General features: G+C 45.7%; 17 protein-coding genes. 12 read left to right on the plus strand and 5 right to left on the minus strand.

Annotation, left to right across the window (positions count from 1 at the left end):
* Positions 1-75 precede the first annotated feature (75 nt).
* Positions 76-471, plus strand: coding sequence for a VOC family protein (locus ACXAGL_RS14095; RefSeq protein WP_474991433.1), 396 nt, complete (start codon positions 76-78; stop codon positions 469-471).
* Between the two features lie 47 nt (positions 472-518).
* Here ACXAGL_RS14095 and ACXAGL_RS14100 read toward each other — a convergent pair whose 3' ends face one another.
* Genes ACXAGL_RS14100 through ACXAGL_RS14110 form a run of 3 tightly spaced genes read right to left on the minus strand, consistent with a single transcriptional unit; the run spans position 519 to position 4,272 of the window.
* Complete coding sequence (locus tag ACXAGL_RS14100) at positions 519-1,610, minus strand: GerAB/ArcD/ProY family transporter (protein ID WP_474991434.1); 1,092 nt, start codon at positions 1,608-1,610, stop codon at positions 519-521.
* Between the two features lie 13 nt (positions 1,611-1,623).
* The gene (locus ACXAGL_RS14105) at positions 1,624-2,805 is read right to left on the minus strand and encodes a Ger(x)C family spore germination protein (RefSeq protein ID WP_474991436.1); all 1,182 of its coding nucleotides are present in this window, start codon (positions 2,803-2,805) and stop codon (positions 1,624-1,626) included.
* Between the two features lie 18 nt (positions 2,806-2,823).
* Complete coding sequence (locus ACXAGL_RS14110; protein WP_474991437.1) at positions 2,824-4,272, minus strand: spore germination protein; 1,449 nt, start codon at positions 4,270-4,272, stop codon at positions 2,824-2,826.
* A 105-nt stretch (positions 4,273-4,377) separates the two neighbouring features.
* On the opposite strand from ACXAGL_RS14110, the gene ACXAGL_RS14115 reads away from it, so the two are divergent.
* Both ACXAGL_RS14115 and ACXAGL_RS14120 read left to right on the plus strand, forming a co-directional pair.
* Positions 4,378-4,866, plus strand: a complete 489-nt coding sequence (locus ACXAGL_RS14115) for a GNAT family N-acetyltransferase (RefSeq protein ID WP_474992381.1) — start codon at positions 4,378-4,380, stop codon at positions 4,864-4,866.
* A gap of 201 nt (positions 4,867-5,067) precedes the next feature.
* Positions 5,068-5,388 (plus strand): hypothetical protein, encoded by a 321-nt coding sequence (locus ACXAGL_RS14120; protein ID WP_474991438.1) that lies wholly within the window; start codon positions 5,068-5,070, stop codon positions 5,386-5,388.
* Positions 5,389-5,538: 150 nt separating this feature from the next.
* Here the strand turns inward: ACXAGL_RS14120 and ACXAGL_RS14125 are convergent, their stop codons facing one another.
* Positions 5,539-6,615: a mechanosensitive ion channel family protein gene (locus ACXAGL_RS14125; protein WP_474991440.1), complete on the minus strand. Its 1,077-nt coding sequence runs from the start codon at positions 6,613-6,615 to the stop codon at positions 5,539-5,541.
* 168 nt (positions 6,616-6,783) lie between these two features.
* On the opposite strand from ACXAGL_RS14125, the gene ACXAGL_RS14130 reads away from it, so the two are divergent.
* Positions 6,784-9,213 carry an EAL domain-containing protein gene (locus ACXAGL_RS14130; RefSeq protein WP_474992383.1) on the plus strand — a complete coding sequence of 810 codons (2,430 nt, stop codon included), beginning with the start codon at positions 6,784-6,786 and terminating at the stop codon, positions 9,211-9,213.
* Between the two features lie 63 nt (positions 9,214-9,276).
* Here ACXAGL_RS14130 and ACXAGL_RS14135 read toward each other — a convergent pair whose 3' ends face one another.
* Complete coding sequence (locus tag ACXAGL_RS14135; protein WP_027953684.1) at positions 9,277-9,942, minus strand: type 1 glutamine amidotransferase domain-containing protein; 666 nt, start codon at positions 9,940-9,942, stop codon at positions 9,277-9,279.
* 144 nt (positions 9,943-10,086) lie between these two features.
* Here ACXAGL_RS14135 and ACXAGL_RS14140 point away from each other — a divergent pair, with 144 nt between their 5' ends.
* The 8 genes from ACXAGL_RS14140 (at position 10,087) to ACXAGL_RS14175 (ending at position 16,344) form a co-directional block, all read left to right on the plus strand.
* Complete coding sequence (locus tag ACXAGL_RS14140; RefSeq protein WP_474991442.1) at positions 10,087-10,599, plus strand: GrpB family protein; 513 nt, start codon at positions 10,087-10,089, stop codon at positions 10,597-10,599.
* A 142-nt stretch (positions 10,600-10,741) separates the two neighbouring features.
* Complete coding sequence (dacB, locus tag ACXAGL_RS14145; RefSeq protein WP_474991443.1) at positions 10,742-12,217, plus strand: D-alanyl-D-alanine carboxypeptidase/D-alanyl-D-alanine endopeptidase; 1,476 nt, start codon at positions 10,742-10,744, stop codon at positions 12,215-12,217.
* Between the two features lie 182 nt (positions 12,218-12,399).
* On the plus strand, positions 12,400-13,089 hold the full coding sequence (locus ACXAGL_RS14150) for a VOC family protein (RefSeq protein WP_474991444.1): 690 nt from the start codon (positions 12,400-12,402) through the stop codon (positions 13,087-13,089).
* On the plus strand, positions 13,090-13,362 hold the full coding sequence (locus ACXAGL_RS14155) for a hypothetical protein (protein ID WP_474991446.1): 273 nt from the start codon (positions 13,090-13,092) through the stop codon (positions 13,360-13,362).
* A 441-nt stretch (positions 13,363-13,803) separates the two neighbouring features.
* Positions 13,804-14,151, plus strand: coding sequence for a DUF4260 domain-containing protein (locus ACXAGL_RS14160; RefSeq protein ID WP_474968009.1), 348 nt, complete (start codon positions 13,804-13,806; stop codon positions 14,149-14,151).
* Between the two features lie 10 nt (positions 14,152-14,161).
* A complete protein-coding gene (locus ACXAGL_RS14165; protein WP_474991447.1) occupies positions 14,162-14,680 on the plus strand; it encodes a GNAT family N-acetyltransferase in 519 nt (172 codons plus the stop codon).
* A 765-nt stretch (positions 14,681-15,445) separates the two neighbouring features.
* A complete protein-coding gene (locus tag ACXAGL_RS14170) occupies positions 15,446-15,697 on the plus strand; it encodes a hypothetical protein (protein ID WP_474991448.1) in 252 nt (83 codons plus the stop codon).
* 119 nt (positions 15,698-15,816) lie between these two features.
* On the plus strand, positions 15,817-16,344 hold the full coding sequence (locus ACXAGL_RS14175) for a hypothetical protein (protein ID WP_160842065.1): 528 nt from the start codon (positions 15,817-15,819) through the stop codon (positions 16,342-16,344).
* Positions 16,345-16,400: the final 56 nt, after the last annotated feature.

Consider the following 16,400-nt stretch of genomic DNA (forward strand, 5'->3'; position numbering starts at 1 on the left):
TCTCCTTGGAAAGGAGGAATCTTCTTTTTGGAGTCGAATGTAAATAAATAGCATATCCAAAAGGAGGAGAAGCCTTTGAGCCGTCTGGTACATTTTGAAATTCATGTGGATGATATGGAGAGGGCGAAGGAATTTTACAGCCGTGTCTTTGGCTGGACGTACGAGGATTACAGTGAATATGCAGGGATGCCTTATTTCGGAGCTGTGACCGGGGATGCTTCTACTCCGGGCATCAACGGGGCACTTATGCAGCGTCAGGGACCGGCCCCGGAAAAAGGACAGGCAGTCAACAGCTTTGTCTGTACGATGAGTGTCGAGAATTTCGACCGCACCGAAGCTTTGATCAAAGAGCAGGGGGGCACCGTCGCTATGCCGAAATATGCACTGCCTGGTATGGCCTGGCAGGGATATTTCCATGACACGGAGGGCAACCTTATCGGCATTCACGAACCGGACGAACAAGCGCAGTGAAAAAAGCCCGCCCTTATGTACCAATAAGGGCGGGCTTTCTTCCTGCATTATTTCCGCCGTTTTAGGATTAAAACGAAGGCGGTAAGGATGGGGATCCCGAATTGGAAGGGAATATGAAGGGCATAAGGGACGACCTTCAGTCCGATCTGCAAGTGCTGGATCAGGTTTTCAGAAGCAATCATCGACATGACGCCAATCAGGAAGATGAGAACAAAGCTGTGCCAGAGCTTTGTTTTTTTCATAGGAAACGATTCCTTGAAAAGGCTGAAGGCTGCATAGGCAAAGATAAATACTTTGATAAATACGCCGCTCAGAAGTAAAAGAGTGGTGAAAATCTCAAGGTGTTCAATAAAGGAAAAATAAGTGACAAGCTCCATCGCCTTAGCAAAAGGAAAGAAATACTGTTCTGCCATCGGTGCATGCAGGATGCCGATGACAAGCTCCATCGTGATGATAATGATAAAGCCTGCTGCTGAAATAGGGACCCAGGCGTAGCGTTTCACTGTTTCTTTATTTTTTACCAAGGAAAACAGAACTGTGAATACGATCAACTCTCCATAGGGAAAGCTGATACCCGTAGGGAAAATCATGGAGAGCAGGACAGACCAATCCTGATCGAATAATGGAAGCAGGTAGATGGGATCGAATTCTTCGGATAAGAACCCAAGGCCCCATAACATAACCAAAAGCATTATCGTAAAGAAAACAAGAATTTCTGCACTACGGGCGACAGCTTCGATCCCTAAGACCGTCGAGTAACCGATGACCATCAGAAACGGGATCATAATGACCCACGGGGGAGTGTCCTGAAAAATAATGTGCGTCACGAAAAAGGAAAAGTCTGTGGTTACGCGGCCGGCAATATAGAGAAAGTACAAGCTGTAGAACAGAATGATTACTTTGGCTGTTGTTTTTCCGTACGCTTGGGTTAAGATTCCACTGAGATTCTGCCACCCTCTTTTTTCAGAGAGGTACATATAAAAATAGAACATGAAAGTACCGGCGGCCATCTCGAAGAGTACAGCAAATCCACTATCCTGCAGCGCTGTGAAGTTCAAGCCTACAATAATGGTGGTTCCTGTCAGGAATAAAAGCATGAGTGAGAAAAACTGAGTGGGGGTAATGATTGTCCGTTCCATGTTATCGTCCTCATCATAAAGGTAATTTAGAGGTTTTCCCTATTTTAGTAAGCGAAACCTGAACATCGATCGTTACAGGGACCTTTGAAAGGTCTTCGTTTTTCTCCTTCTTCATCTTTTTCCAATAGGCAGGTGAATGGCGGTACAAGTGATCTTTTAAACCGAGAAAGTCTGCCCCCTCTTCCTCTTGTTTTTGAACCATGACTGTCAGTTCTTTTTTTATCGTTTCTTCCAGCCATTCCTCAAGCTTTTGAATACCCCGCTGCCCATTCATTTCCTCTTTACACCCGTATTCCTCTACATAAGCTTTCACGTGAACCTGTATGTTGAAGGACAATGGATCTACAGATGCTTTCGTTGAAGCATTGGTGTTTGTAGTTCTGATGGTCATATAATGATTGTCTTCCCTGCACGGGAAGGTGAGGCTTTCTTTTTGATTCACCCCCCTCAGTAAGGCCAGCAGGCGGCTCTCTTCAGAGGTGAAGTAGGTTTTCAGCCTCCCGTTCGATAATAAGGCCAGCCCGGTCAGCGAAAAGTAGGCCGCCGGCGCGAATCTCTCCGTGCTGGCTTTGGAGAGCCCTTCCATTCTATCGCCTTTCAGTTCCAGGTAGGGGATAACGATGTCACTTGTTTTGTCCTCCAAGAGGCTTTTGATACGTTCAGCAGATATGTCTTGAAACGTACCCCACCGCTGTTCTGAATGACTCAGCAATTTTCTTATATGGCTGCTGGTTACTTTATCGTCCGCCGGGAACATTTGAAACACGAATTCGGGCGATGATTCCCTGGCAATCACCATTTGGATGTTTCCCGGAATTTCAGGAGCGCGGACCAAATAGTCAAGAACAGGATCCACCCCTTCCTCTTTGACCATCTGCTCTCCCAGGACAACGATTTGAAGCGTTTCCGTGAAGATGCGTTTGGAAATATCGTTTCTTAAGGCTGCTATGGCATCAGCAATGGTCACACCAGTGGCTGTATAGGTTTTCCCGCCAATTTCACCGGAGGATTCTTTAGCATTGGCTTCCGGGTTATATAATTGGAGGGTAACTGAATAAATGCCTTGTTCTTTTTCGATGCCCATTCCAGTGACAAGCGAAAGCGTGTGCAGCCGTGTGGTTTGAATAGAACTGATGAAAAGGGCTCCCATGAAAATAAGAAGGATCAGTAGAAGCCTCAAACGGATTTCTTTCATGCGTACGTCCCTCCACCATCAACGTTTTGAGGATGGATCCTCTTCTTTCGTAAAATTCACTTCTGTCGGGTTAAGTTCAGGCATGGCTTCCCTGATGATGGTATCTTTTTGATCTTTCCACGTAAAAGGGGCGATCGGTGAAAGATAAGGAACTTGGAAACTTTTCAGGGAACATAAATGGATAAGCAGCATTAAAGTAGCCAGAGCCAATCCATACAGCCCGAGAAGGGCGCTGATTAAGATTAGGCTGAGACGTAAAAAACGTGTCGCATAGTTCAGTGCGGCTACCGGGACGATACTCGATAATATAAACGATCCACTTAGAACGACGAGGGTGATCGGCTGAATCAATTGGGCTTCAACGGCCGACTGTCCGAATACAATCGCTCCAAATATTGAAATCGTAAGGACAACACTCTGCGGCAGCCGGTTGGAGCCTTCATAAATGGCATCTATCAGCCAGTTGACAATCACCACTTCCAAAAACGTAGGCAGAGGGACCACCTGCCTCTGAGCCACGAATCCGACAAGGAGGTTATCCGGCAGTATTCCTGCATGAAATGTAGTAAAGGCAACATAAAGAGCAGGAATATAAAGCGACAGCCAAAAAAACAAGATACGGAGCGGCCGGAGGAGGGGATTGAAGCGGCTTTGAATATAATAATCCTCGGCTGTATGAAAAAACTGCACCAATTCTGCAGGGGCAATCAGTGCATAGGGAGAACCATCCACGAGGATGCACACTCTTCCCCCAATGATCTGCGCTGCGGCTGCGTCAGGTCTTTCGGTGTTGATGATTAATGGGAAAATTGATTTGGATTCTTTTGTCAGGTACTCTGATATGAAGTTCGAGTCCAAGATATAATCCATGGATACGTGGGAGAGTTTTTCCCTGACGTCCTTCAGAATCGCTTCATCCACCTTGGATTCAATGTACACAAGGGAAACAGACGTTTGAGTGATGCTTCCATACGTTTCAGTTTCGACACGCAGCATCGGATTTTTCACAATGCTTCTCACCAGTGCCACATTACTTTTTCTACTCTCGTTAAATCCGATATCCGGCCCCTCGACCGCCCGCTGCCCTTTAGGAGTAGTAAGAGCGCGTTCTTTCCACTTAGCAGTATCTGCCGCAATCACCTGGTCACGATCCTTAAGCAGAATAAGGGTCCATCCATTGATCAGCTTGTCCTTATAGGAGGAAAAGGGGACAACTTCCACACCTGCCGTTTCCAATGCTTTTTCTATATCCAAATCCCCTGTTTTCCTGTTTCGATTTCGTTCATCCAACAGAGGGTGCAGGATATGTTTTTCAATCACCGACGTATCTACAATCCCGTCTATGTATACCAGCACTCCACTGATCGAAAAACGTGGATGTTGAAAAGGTCGGATATTAATATCTGAGCTGTTCCCAAACGACTGTTGTATTTCAGATAGGCGTCCATCTTCTATATAATCTTTCATAAGCATCCCCTTCATCCGTAACCTGCCCATAAGTGGAAAATTCATGAATGGAAAAACTGTAATAGTGAATATAAGAGGAGGGGTTTCATGTGATGTACAAAGCGTATTCAATTTCGATCCTATAGAAAAGAGGATTTCTCTTTCCTGTTTGGAATGCTGTCAGATTCTGAAATGATGACTTATATCGGTGATGGGGGAGTGAAAACAAAACAGGAAGCCCGTGAATTCCTGCATTGGATTCATACACATGAGGAATCAGATCCTGATCTCGGTCTAAAGGTTCTGATCGAAAAGGAGAGTGGGGAACGTATCGGGCATGCCGGCTTGGTACCCCAACAGGTTGACGGAAAAGAAGAGGTGGAAATCGGTTATTGGATCATCAACGATTTCCAAGGACGGGGATATGCAAAGGAAGCGGCTGGATTATTGCTGAGCTATGGCAGGAAGCACAGGAGTGAGAAAAGGTATATCTCCCTTATCCAGCCGGGCAATACAGCATCCGCACATATCGCCCGTTCGATCGGCATGCATAAGTCTAAAGAGATGTTTTTGAAGGGGGTAAAGGTGGACCTGTATACAATATCCAGGGGGTAAATGTGTATCTTCAATTCTTTTAGTTTACGGATAAGAGGTTGTTCAAGGCGATTCCCGTCAGATATATCAAGGATTGATCACGGTGACTATGCTGGATTTTATCCGCTGATCTATCAGTGAAAATAACAGCAATAAGAGGAAAGAGCCCACATTGGTTTAGTAATTCAAATACATAGGTTTGACTCAAAGGGGGGGCGTTTCGTGAAGGGAATCGTTAGAGCAATAGATGGGAATATCGAGCAAGTGGATAAAAGAATGGACAACCTCTTAACTTTTATCGGGATCTTTGTAGTATTTATCGTATCTAAAGTGTTTGATACGTCACTGATTTTCTTCATGTTCCTTATTATGGGTTTACTCTTCCTAAGGCTGGTCTGGGATATCATTCACTTAAATTCAAGAGAACAAAAGCGTTACAGGCAGACGTTGAGTATCGCTGTGATGTTCCTGTTTTTGGCCGTTATTATATGGTTTGTTGTAAGGATACTACTGCCTTACCCATTGGGAATTCTTTATTCATGAACAAAAAAGGGTATCAGCTTGGTCCGTGTTTAACGATTCTCATCATAACGATGACGCTTATTCAATAATTGATGTGATAGAAGAGAGTTGTTGTTCCAAATGTTATTATATCCTTCCCTTTAGATGAAAACGACAAAGAAGGGCGCCTGGTTAAGGCTGCCCTTCTTTGTCGTTGAATAGTCCAGCTGCGTTCGATTTAATATGTAAATCGCGCTGGGGAAATGGAATTTCAATATCTTCACGGCTGAACGCTGCGTAAATGCTGAAGTTCAGCTCACTTTTGATCGGGATCAAATCCTCCGGTTTAGATATCCAGACGAACAGCTCAAAGTCGAGCGAGGAATCGCCAAAGCCTTTAAAGTTTACGAAAGGCTTCGGATCCTCGAGGACGTAGGTATTCGCCTCATGCGCGGCCGCGGCTACCTGAAGAAGAGCGGCCTTCACTTTTTCTACATCTGAACCATAGGCGACACCAACTGGAATGGTTAACCGAAGGCGTGGGTCGGAAAAGGAACGGTTGACTACTTTTTCTTCTAGAAAATACGAGTTCGGAATGATGATGTGCTCATTTTCTAACGTACGTACGATCGTCGCCCGCATGCTGATCCGCTGAACATCACCAACCACATCATCAATGAGGACCCGGTCGCCTACTTTGATCGGCCGTTCGAAAAGAAGAATCAGTCCGGAAATAAAGTTGGAGGCAATGTTCTGCATCCCGAAACCAATCCCGACGCCGAGCACTCCGGCAAAAACGGCAAGGGCGCTGAGATCAATACCGACCGTTGTCAAACTGATATAAAACGCGATCACCATGATGACATAATGGATGACACGTTCCATAGTGAAACGGGTGCCTTTATCCAGTTGATGCCGGTCATAAAAGAACGGAAAGATGTACCTGTTCAAAATCCGGGAAATCCGGAAGGCGAACGTCAGAATCAGAAGCGCTACGATAATGAGAAAAAGGGTGACATCCACACTTTCTATAGGGATGAGCTCGTAGAACAGCCATTTGGAATCGGCAAAATAAAAAATGATAAAGACGAGAATCCCGTTGTAGGAAAACCAGTTGATTAAAGATAGAAAAGCTTTTTTTGCCCGTGGACGGCTTGAAAACAGACGTTTCACAAGTCCTGTTAATATCCATCGAAGCAGGATAACGGCGGTCAGGAAAAGGATGACGGCTAAAATATCCTCCCACGACCAACTTCTCCAAGAGTCCAAAAAACCACCTCACTTGTCACGTGTGTTTGTTCATCCTACTATGTCTTTTACCCTCCGTCAAAAAAGCTAAGCTCAGGCGTGATTCTTTTCCAGAATTCTCTCTAATTTGACATCCGGCCGCCGATATAAGAAAGAGATAAAAAGAAGAGAGGGAAAAGACGAGTGGAAATGACAGGTTCCTATCATACATGGTTTGTAATTTTATCGATTGTTGCAGCTGTGGCGGCATCATTTGCTTCGTTGACGATGGTGGAACGGTTGAAGAAAGCTTCCGGCCTGACGAAGTGGAAATGGATAGCAGCTGGAGCGCTTACGCTGGGCGGCGGCATCTGGTCGATGCACTTTGTAGCGATGCTCGCCTATGACATGGGCATGCCGGTCCGGTATGATTCATGGCTTTTGACGTTGAGTATCCTTTCCTCAGCGGGAGCCAGTTTTCTAGCTTTTTATTTAATGAGCCGGGGATTGAAAAAGCGGATCGACGCAGCGGTCGGTTCGATTGTAATCGGCCTCGGCATCATTTCAATGCATTATATCGGCATGGAAGCGATGATCATGGAAGCCGCGATCCGGTATGATGCGCAGCTTGTTGCCGCTTCGGCAGCCATTGCTTTTGCGGCTTCTTTTACCGCTTTGATTGTATTGAAGAGTTTTATGAATTATCCAAGAAGGTTGAAGCGTTTTAAAATAGGAGCCTCCTTGGTGCTCGGGGCCGGGATCAGCGGAATGCATTATACCGGAATGGCATCAGCAAGCTTTTATCATGTGGAAACGTCCGCTCATACCGATCCTTTTATAGACCCGACGCCGCTCGGATACATCGTGACGTTCGGAGTGTTTGTGTTAATCGGACTGTTTATTTTAGTGAACCGGTACGATACGAAAATGGAAGAGCACAGCGATCATATCCTTTTCATGGATACCCTGTACCAGACCATTGTGGAATCGGCGAATGATGCCGTAATCACCATGAACCAGGAAGGAAAGATTCTCGCCTGGAACCAGGCAGCTGTCGATACCTTCGGGTTCAGCCAGAAGGAAGCGGTCGGTCAGCTGATCAATATCGTCGTTCCGCCTTCGTTTTATGAAGCACACCCTGAAGGGGCAGCTCTGTTTTTGAAAAAAGGAGCAGCGCGTGTGATTGGACAGACGGTGGAACTCGAGGGAATGCATGCCACAGGAAGGGTATTCCCCTTGGAGTTATCCTTATCCTCGACCTCCAACGACGAGCAGACGTATTATACCGGAATCATCCGTGATATATCGGAGCGGGTTCAGCAGCAGGAGCGGATCAATGAGCTCGTGTATAAAGATGAACTGACCCATCTTCCGAACCGGAGAATGCTGAACGATCACTTGGAGACCGTGCTCATGCAGGCGCACAAAAACAACGAGGAAGCCGGCGTCTTGTTCTTGGATCTGGATCGATTTAAACAAATCAATGATGTGTATGGACACAAGACAGGGGATGCCTTGCTGAAGCAGGTAACAGAGAGGCTGCAGGCTGGATTGGGGGACAACGATTTTGCTGCCCGGCAGAGCGGGGATGAGTTCATCCTGGTGTTGAGAGAAACAAGTTCCTATAAAGCCGGCATGGCTGCCAGTCAGCTGCTTGATGCTCTGCGTGAGCCTTTTTTCATTGATGAGGTGGAACTGTTCGTGACGCCGTCGATCGGAATCAGTCTTTATCCGCAGGACGGCCTGGAAGCGGATGATCTTATTAAATTTGCCGATACGGCGATGTATCAGGCAAAACAGGAGGGCGGCAACCAGTATCAATTCTTTACGATGGAGATTAATGAAGTGATTTCCAGGAAGATGATGCTGGAAACCGGTCTGAGAAAAGCGGCCGGACACGGGGAGATCGAGATTTACTATCAACCTCAGGTCGTTATTGGTACGGGGGATGTGAAGAGCTTCGAAGCGCTCGTTCGTTGGAATCACCGTGAACTGGGACTTGTTTCTCCTCTGGATTTCATTCCACTTGCCGAGGAGACGAAGCTGATCATTCCACTGGGGAAATGGATTTTAAAAAAAGCCTGTACTCAGTTCAAAACATGGCTTGACGAAGGGCATGAGCTTTGCCATATCTCTGTCAACATTTCAGCCGTCCAGTTCAACGATCCAGGATTTGTGGATTCCGTTAAAGAGATCCTGGACGAAACCGGTCTGGATCCGAAGTACCTGGATCTCGAGTTGACGGAGAGTGTCGTACAAAATCCGCAAACAGCGATTCCTTTTATGCATGAGCTGAAAGCGATGGGGATCAAAATTTCCCTCGATGATTTCGGGACCGGATATTCCTCCTTGAATTATTTGAAGGACTTCCCGCTTGATACCCTTAAAATTGATAAATCGTTCATTCAGACGATCCACAAAAGTTCTAAAGACAGGGCTGTTGTAGATACGATTATTCATATGGCTCTCAATTTGAACTTGAACGTCATCGCAGAAGGTGTAGAAACGCCGTCCCAGCTGGATTACTTGATTTCAAGGAAATGCCACCAGTACCAGGGATACCTGTGCAGTGCTCCGGTGCCGCATGACCAGATTTCCACCCGGTTTTTTCAGCCGATGAAAGGAGCACCCCTGACATAAAATAAGGCTGTCGAGAACGATCCCGACAGCCTGGAACTCTCTTTCCTTTTGGAAGGGGAGTTTTTAGTTTTCTTTTAAAGCTTCAACCATTTTCTCTGCAGCTTTTTCACTGGACATCGGGTTCTGGCCGGTTACCAGATTACCATCGCGGACCGCGTAGGCGCTCCAGTCATCCCCTTTGGAAAATTCGCCGCCTTTGTTACGCAGTTCTGTTTCCAGCATGAATGGCATATGCACATCCAGCCCCATGCCGATTTCTTCGGAGTCCGTGAATCCGGTCACTTTTTTGCCGCTGACAATCGGAGTGCCGTTTTCATACGTCGCATGGACGAGACCACTTGGTCCGTGACAGACCGAACCGATGACGTTGTTCTGCTCCGCGTGCTGCTGCAGGACATACTGAAGCGTTTCGTTTTCCGGGAAGTCGAACATTGTGCCGTGTCCGCCTGGAAGGAAAATACCGTCAAATCCATTGGCATCTTCTTTGGAAAGCTTGGCTGTATCCTTCAGCTGTGCTTGAGCTTCCGCCCATTCTTTCACTTCTTCTTCAGGAATACTGTTGGGGTCGAGGGGAACTTCGCCACCCTGGATGCTTGTTACTTTTACCTCATAGCCCTGCTCTTTGAAGGCATTATAAGGAACAGCATACTCCTCAAGCCACAGGCCTGTTTTATGATCATCTGTAATTTTAGTGTGATTGGTTACGACCATTAGAACTTTTTTGCTCATGATGGTACCTCCTAAATAAGTGATGTTACACGATAAGTTATACACGATGAAGGACAGGAACGAAAATAGTTTGCTCAAACGGGACACATTTACTCATCTGCTATACTTGAATGTGGATAATGAGGAAAATAAAGGGGGGGTTGGATGAGGAAGGTGGAGGTTGTCCCTTATGACACGGGCTGGTCATTATTATTTCAACAGGAAAAGCGGATACTGGAAAAGATCTTTGGATCAGCGCTCGTCGATGTTCATCACATCGGCAGTACAGCAGTTCCCGGACTTGCGGCCAAGCCGGTGATTGATATACTTCCTGTCGTCAGTGATTTGAAAGCGGTCGATGAAGCGGTCGCTGCAATGGAGGAGGCAGGATATGAAGCGAAAGGTGAGAACGGATTGCCCGGCCGTCGTTTTTTTCAAAAAGGAGGACAGGATAGAACCCACCATGTGCACGTATTTGAAGTGGAAAGTCCTGAAATAGAGTGTCATCTCGTGTTCCGTGATTATCTTCGGACGCATGACGCGGAGCGGAACGCTTATGCGCGGTTGAAAAAGCAGCTGGCTCAGGCCCACCGTTTTAATATCGACGCGTACATCGAGGGAAAGGGCGGGTTAGTCCAACAACTCCAACAAGACGCATGGGACTGGTCACGCAGCTGAGAGGATAGATAGGTTGATACTCTATCCAAAGAACTGCTTCCTTGGGGCTGTTTTGTGGAAAATTTCTGTTAATTATTATAATATTCTGTAATTTTTGGTAAGGTGTAGAAGACCCCATATTGGAGGAGGAAGACGTATACATATGCGGAAATTATCCAATGCTGCAGTCCTGACGTTGACGAGTCTTGTTTTGTTTTTTCCTTTTCAGCCTGTCCAGACAGAAGTAACGGCTTCTTTGGAACATGAAGAATTGGTGGATCAACTCAACCTTCTATTAAGTGATGGGAAGCTGGACGGAGCGTTGAGCGGTGTGAGTGTCCGCTCAGCCGACACGGGGGAGGTCTTATATGAACATGATGCCCATGACCGGTTGAAGCCGGCCTCCAACATGAAACTGCTGACGGGAGCGGCTGCGATGGATACGCTTGGCCCCCGCTACACGTTTGATACGGAAGTGTATTCAGAAGGGAAAATAAGAGGAGGTCAGCTTCACGGGGACCTTTACCTAAAGGGCAAAGGAGATCCGACCCTTCTCTATGAGGATTTTCAGGAGCTTGCCCAACAAGTGAAGGACCAAGGGATCAGGGCAGTCAAAGGAAGCCTGGTTGCGGATGACACATGGTACGATGATATCCGTTTGTCTGAGGACATTTCCTGGAATGATGAATCCCGTTATTATGCTTCTCAGATTTCTGCCCTTACAGCTGCGCCTAATGAAGATTACGATGCAGGAACGGTGATCGTCGCTGCCTATCCAGCGGCGGAGGAAGGGGAAGAGGCCGTTGTCGAAGTGACACCGGAAACAGACCACGTAAAAATCATCAATCAAACGAAGACGGTTGCTGAAGATGGAGAGAAAGATGTCACGATTGAACGGAAACACGGAACAAACGAGATTATTGTGGAAGGGACTCTTCCACTTGAAGGCAGCCGGTCCCGCTCCTGGGTGGCGGTCGATGAGCCGTCTGGACTTGCGCTCGACCTTTTCCAAAGGGCGTTGGAGGAAGCCGGCATAAAGGTGAAAGGAAAGATGACGTACGCGGAAACGCCGGAGAAATCCGACCTTGTTGCATCTCATACATCGATGCCGCTTGAAGACTTGTTCATCCCATTCATGAAGCTGAGTAATAACGGACACGCTGAGGTGTTAATCAAGGAAATGGGGCGGACCGTTTACGATGAGGGCAGCTGGGATAAAGGGTTGGATGTCGTAGAAGAGTATGTGCAGACGATTGATGTGGATGCAGATACGATGCGCCTGCGGGACGGGTCAGGCATGTCGCATGTCAATATGGTTCCGGCCGATGAAATCTCAGAACTCTTATATAAAGTTCGCCAGGAACCGTGGTATGACGCGTTCTACACATCCCTTCCCGTGGCAGGAAAGGAAGAACGTTTTGTTGGGGGTACATTGAGGAATCGGATGCAGGACACAGCGGCTGAAGGGAATGTCCATGCCAAGACAGGTTCCTTGACTGGTGTGACCTCGCTTTCCGGCTATGTTACGACGAAAGACGGGGAGGAGTTGATTTTCTCCATCCTTTTGAATAACTATTTAGGTTCCGTTCAGGAGATTGAGGATGAGCTCGCAGTAACTCTTGCTGAATATGAGGGATAAGATACCAAAAAGGCGGCCGGGAAAGTTTCCGGCCGCCTTTTTGATTGTTGTGGCAGACAGAAAATGATTGCAGCGGGTCTTGATCTCCATCGAAAGACGTAGAAAACATCGGTCTGTCCCCTGATGTGATTCCTTTCCCCTCTCTTTACCATGAAGGTACCGCTGTGAAGGAGGAATGAGAAATGTTTATTGAAAAAGTCATGCTGGATACACGGCCGCTCAAGGATATGAAACATTTTTACGAAGAGGTCCTCGGTTTTAAGGAGAGAGAATCGGGAGAAAATCAGCTGACCATTGAAGCTGGGAGAAGCACCATCACTTTTCTAAAAGTAGAGGAAGGACATCCTTTTTATCTTTTCGCCTTTGATATCCCGGCAGACCAGTTTCAGGAGGCGAAAGAGTGGGTGAAGGCCCGTACCCCGCTCCTAAAAGAAGAGGATCAGGATGAGGCGGCCTTCCAGCATCTTCAGGCCCGTGCCTTTTCCTTTCAGGATCCCGCCGGTAATATTGTCGAGTGTATCGCAAGGCGTACGGCTCCAAAGAGTGATGGACAGCCGTTCTCCATAGAGAGCCTGCAGAAGGTCAATGAAATGAGCTTTGTGGCGGTGGACGCCGGGCAGGGGGCTGAAGTTCTTGAACGGTTGAATCTCATCGAAAGAGAAAAGCGCCCAATCCGGCCGCACCTCCTGAATTTTATAGGGGAAAAGGAAGACGAAAGCTTTCTTTTGCTCCTCGAACCGGGTAGAAAGTGGCTGTTTTCTGATCAGATGGCGGAGATTTATCCTGTAACGGCTCTCCTAAAGGGGAGAGGGACCGCGTACGTGGGTGAGGACGGCCTCGTTTCTGTCGAGGAGTGGGAGGGGGGTGTGTAAATGGAGAAGATGCTGGGCTTGTGGCTGGATGAAAAGGGCAGGTACGGGATTGCTAAAATGACTCATCCGGTCTTCGGTGTTTCCTACCATCCGCTTCGCTTTGCAGGTCATGGAACGTATACCATCATCAATCAGTTGTGGTATACGACGTATAACGGAGCGAGGCAGTATTTCCGTCAATTCACAAACAATGATTTTGCATCCGGACGGATGAGGAAAGCAGGTCATGGGAATGTGCAGGTGAAAAATGGAAGCATCCGATTTCCTGCCTGATTTTTGAAACGTTTCTCCTTGTTGACCGTACTAGAGGTGAACGGCTCAGCAGAGAGAAGGAGGAATGACTTGTTTACAGGGGAACGCATACGTCTGCGGAAAGTAGAGGAAAAAGCCCCACCCATCTACCATCAATGGAGAAATGATATGGAAGTAATGAAGACGACCTAGCCCCGCCTCGATGTCCACACCTATGAAAGCACCGAACAATTCATCAAGAGGATCACCACCTCAGACACATCGAATAGTTACAGGATTGAAGAACTAGAAACATCAGAGGAAAGTCTGTGCGTTTAATGAACGCGCCGTCCGATTGTATGAGCATACAGGTTTTACAACAGAGGGGCGTCTGAAGGAGGAGCTTTTCCGAAACGGATCGTGGCACGACCTGCTTGTCATGGCCCCTTTTCAAACCGATCACCTAAAAAGGAGTGGAACCCAGTGCCCAAAACATGGATTCATCTGGAAGGATTACTCGTCCTCATTATGTCGTCTTATTTTTACACAACGACCGGCTATTCGCTCTGGCTGTTTCTTCTTCTCCTTCTTGCACCTGATGTATTCATGCTCGGCTATATCATAAATGCCAAGGCGGGAGCCGTCCTATACAATATCGGCCACACCTATGTAGTGCCGGGACTTGTTCTTCTCACCGGTCTATATTACCAGTGGGGACTTGTAACCGCGCTGGCGCTGATCTGGACGGCTCATATCGGGATGGATCGGACCATCGGCTACGGTTTAAAGTATGGCACAGATTTCAAACATACCCACCAACAGAGAATATAGGAGGGAATCGATGATTATAGTCAGAAATGCTGTTATGAGTGATGCTCCCGGCATCCGGGAGGTCTGTATCAAAGGGAATCAGGACACGTACGCAGCGATTTACAGCAAAGAATACTTACAAAACGTCATCGATGAATTTTATAACCTGGACCGCATCCAAAAAGAGATTGTTCCTGCAGGGAGAGACTGGAGCGGCTACCTAACCGCTCTTGAACAGGATAGGATTGTTGGTGCAATTGGCGGCGGAATGATCGATCAGAAGGCCAATGAAATCTATGTCCGCTATCTCGATCCGGATTACAGAGGCCGGGGAATCGGTACGAAGCTGCTGGAAGCCTTGACGAAGCAGCAGAAGGAGCTTTATGGAGCGGATGAACAATGGGCTTCGGTTCAGAAAGGCAATGATAAGGGCATTCCTTTTTACGAAGCCAGAGGTTTTGTTTTTCAAAAGGAACAGCCGGGTTATGGGGAGAGTAAGGAAGCATCATCCTACACTTCTCTCCGTTACAGGCGGAGACTGCTGCCTTGAATAAAAGGCTTCGTTTAAGTTTGGTGTTGATATTTATCTCGAAACTGAGTCTTTCGCTAAAGGGCAGGTTAGTTGAAGACTCAGTTTCGAGATAATTGGCAGTTTTGAAACTAAAATCGTTTTATCTCGTACATAAGTTATATCGGATTTATACATACATTTGAAGGGGGCGGTATCATTAGATTTTTTGTACTATTTATTCTAGTTTCATTATTATTTTCTGGCTGTTCTGGTGAGAAAAGAGACGAGACGCAAATAATACGAGGTGAATCCTCATCTTGGGATGCGAATGTTGAAGTAGTTTTTTCAAATTCAGAAGAACAAGATACATACCATATTGGAGGAAACCTAAAATTCAAGAAAGACTATACTCCAAAAGAGATTGAATATAATATATCCTATCCATCTGGAGAAAGTCAGGGTACTTTGGAAGCTTTGGAAGGAAAAAGTATTACGATACCTAATGGTGGTGGTACTCGTCTTAGTTCAATAGGTGATATTGAGGAATTTGCTAGTGCCATTACATTAAATGTAAGATGGAAAAATAATGACGGAGCGATGTTGAAGGAAAACATACAATTAAATTAAATCATCAGTTAGGTGATGATTTGATTTATTAGAATATCTTGAATTCAATTCTTCCCGTAAAGGGGGCAATTCCTTAATAAAAGAATTGTCTCCCATATTACGTGAAAGCTCAATTTCTAAAAGTATTGAGTTACATACAATATTTTGGAATAATTTACATAATGGGGAGGGGAAAGTGTGAGAAGGAAGTTAGGAATAATTTCTACTGTGCTATTTTTAGTAAGCCTAGCTGCATACATAACGATGCTTTCGGGGAATGATGCTTTTCTTTTTGCTGGTGTAGTGATTGCTGTATTAGGATTGGTATTCGCCATGCTTTCAGAAAAAGGAACATACAGAAAGATCGGATTCATTGGCAATGGATTGATTCTTTTAGTGTCCATAATTATACCTTTTATAGTTACTACATTTTTTTGGAACACACCCTAAATACGGAGGGGAAGAAGATACTATCTTGACTTCAAGTGTTCCGTAAACGGGGGCTTTAATGTAAATAAGACCTATAATGCCCATAGACATTTAGAACCTATTCTGTAAGAGGTGAATTTATGAAGAAAATATTTTGGATCTTCGCTCTAATTTTCCTTGTATATATTATGGTCACTCAAATAAAAGAGGGTTTTAATGATAATGACGTAGCTTACAGTTCCTTAACTGATAAAGAAATAACAGAATTCTTATCCAAAAAAAAGTTTGAACCATCACTTATAGAAAGTATTAATAATGAGACAGTCATTATCTTTGAAAAGGTAGATTCCTGGGGTTTCTATTCTTTAATGAAGCAAGACAACGAGGAGATTTTATCCAATAAAAATGTGTTAGATTCCTCTGGTAGTCCAATACAAACAGCGGGCAAAAAACAGCCAAATAGTTACCTTATAATTAAGATTAGTGAAAACTTATCTAAAAATGGTGACAGTATTGTAGCAATAGGTGAAAATGGATCTAAACAGAGGCAAGTAATTACGAAGAATCAAATTTTCTATTTTTCTAATTGGGAAGACAATGAGGAGTTAAAAAACATTAAAATCTTAGATGAACAAAATGACACAATCAGCAATATGAGAGACATATAGAACTTCCCAGAATATTTCTTAATTTAACTTGAATTCAAGTCTTCCGCTATTGGGGG

Source organism: Halobacillus sp. ABA4_118, assembly GCF_056160205.1.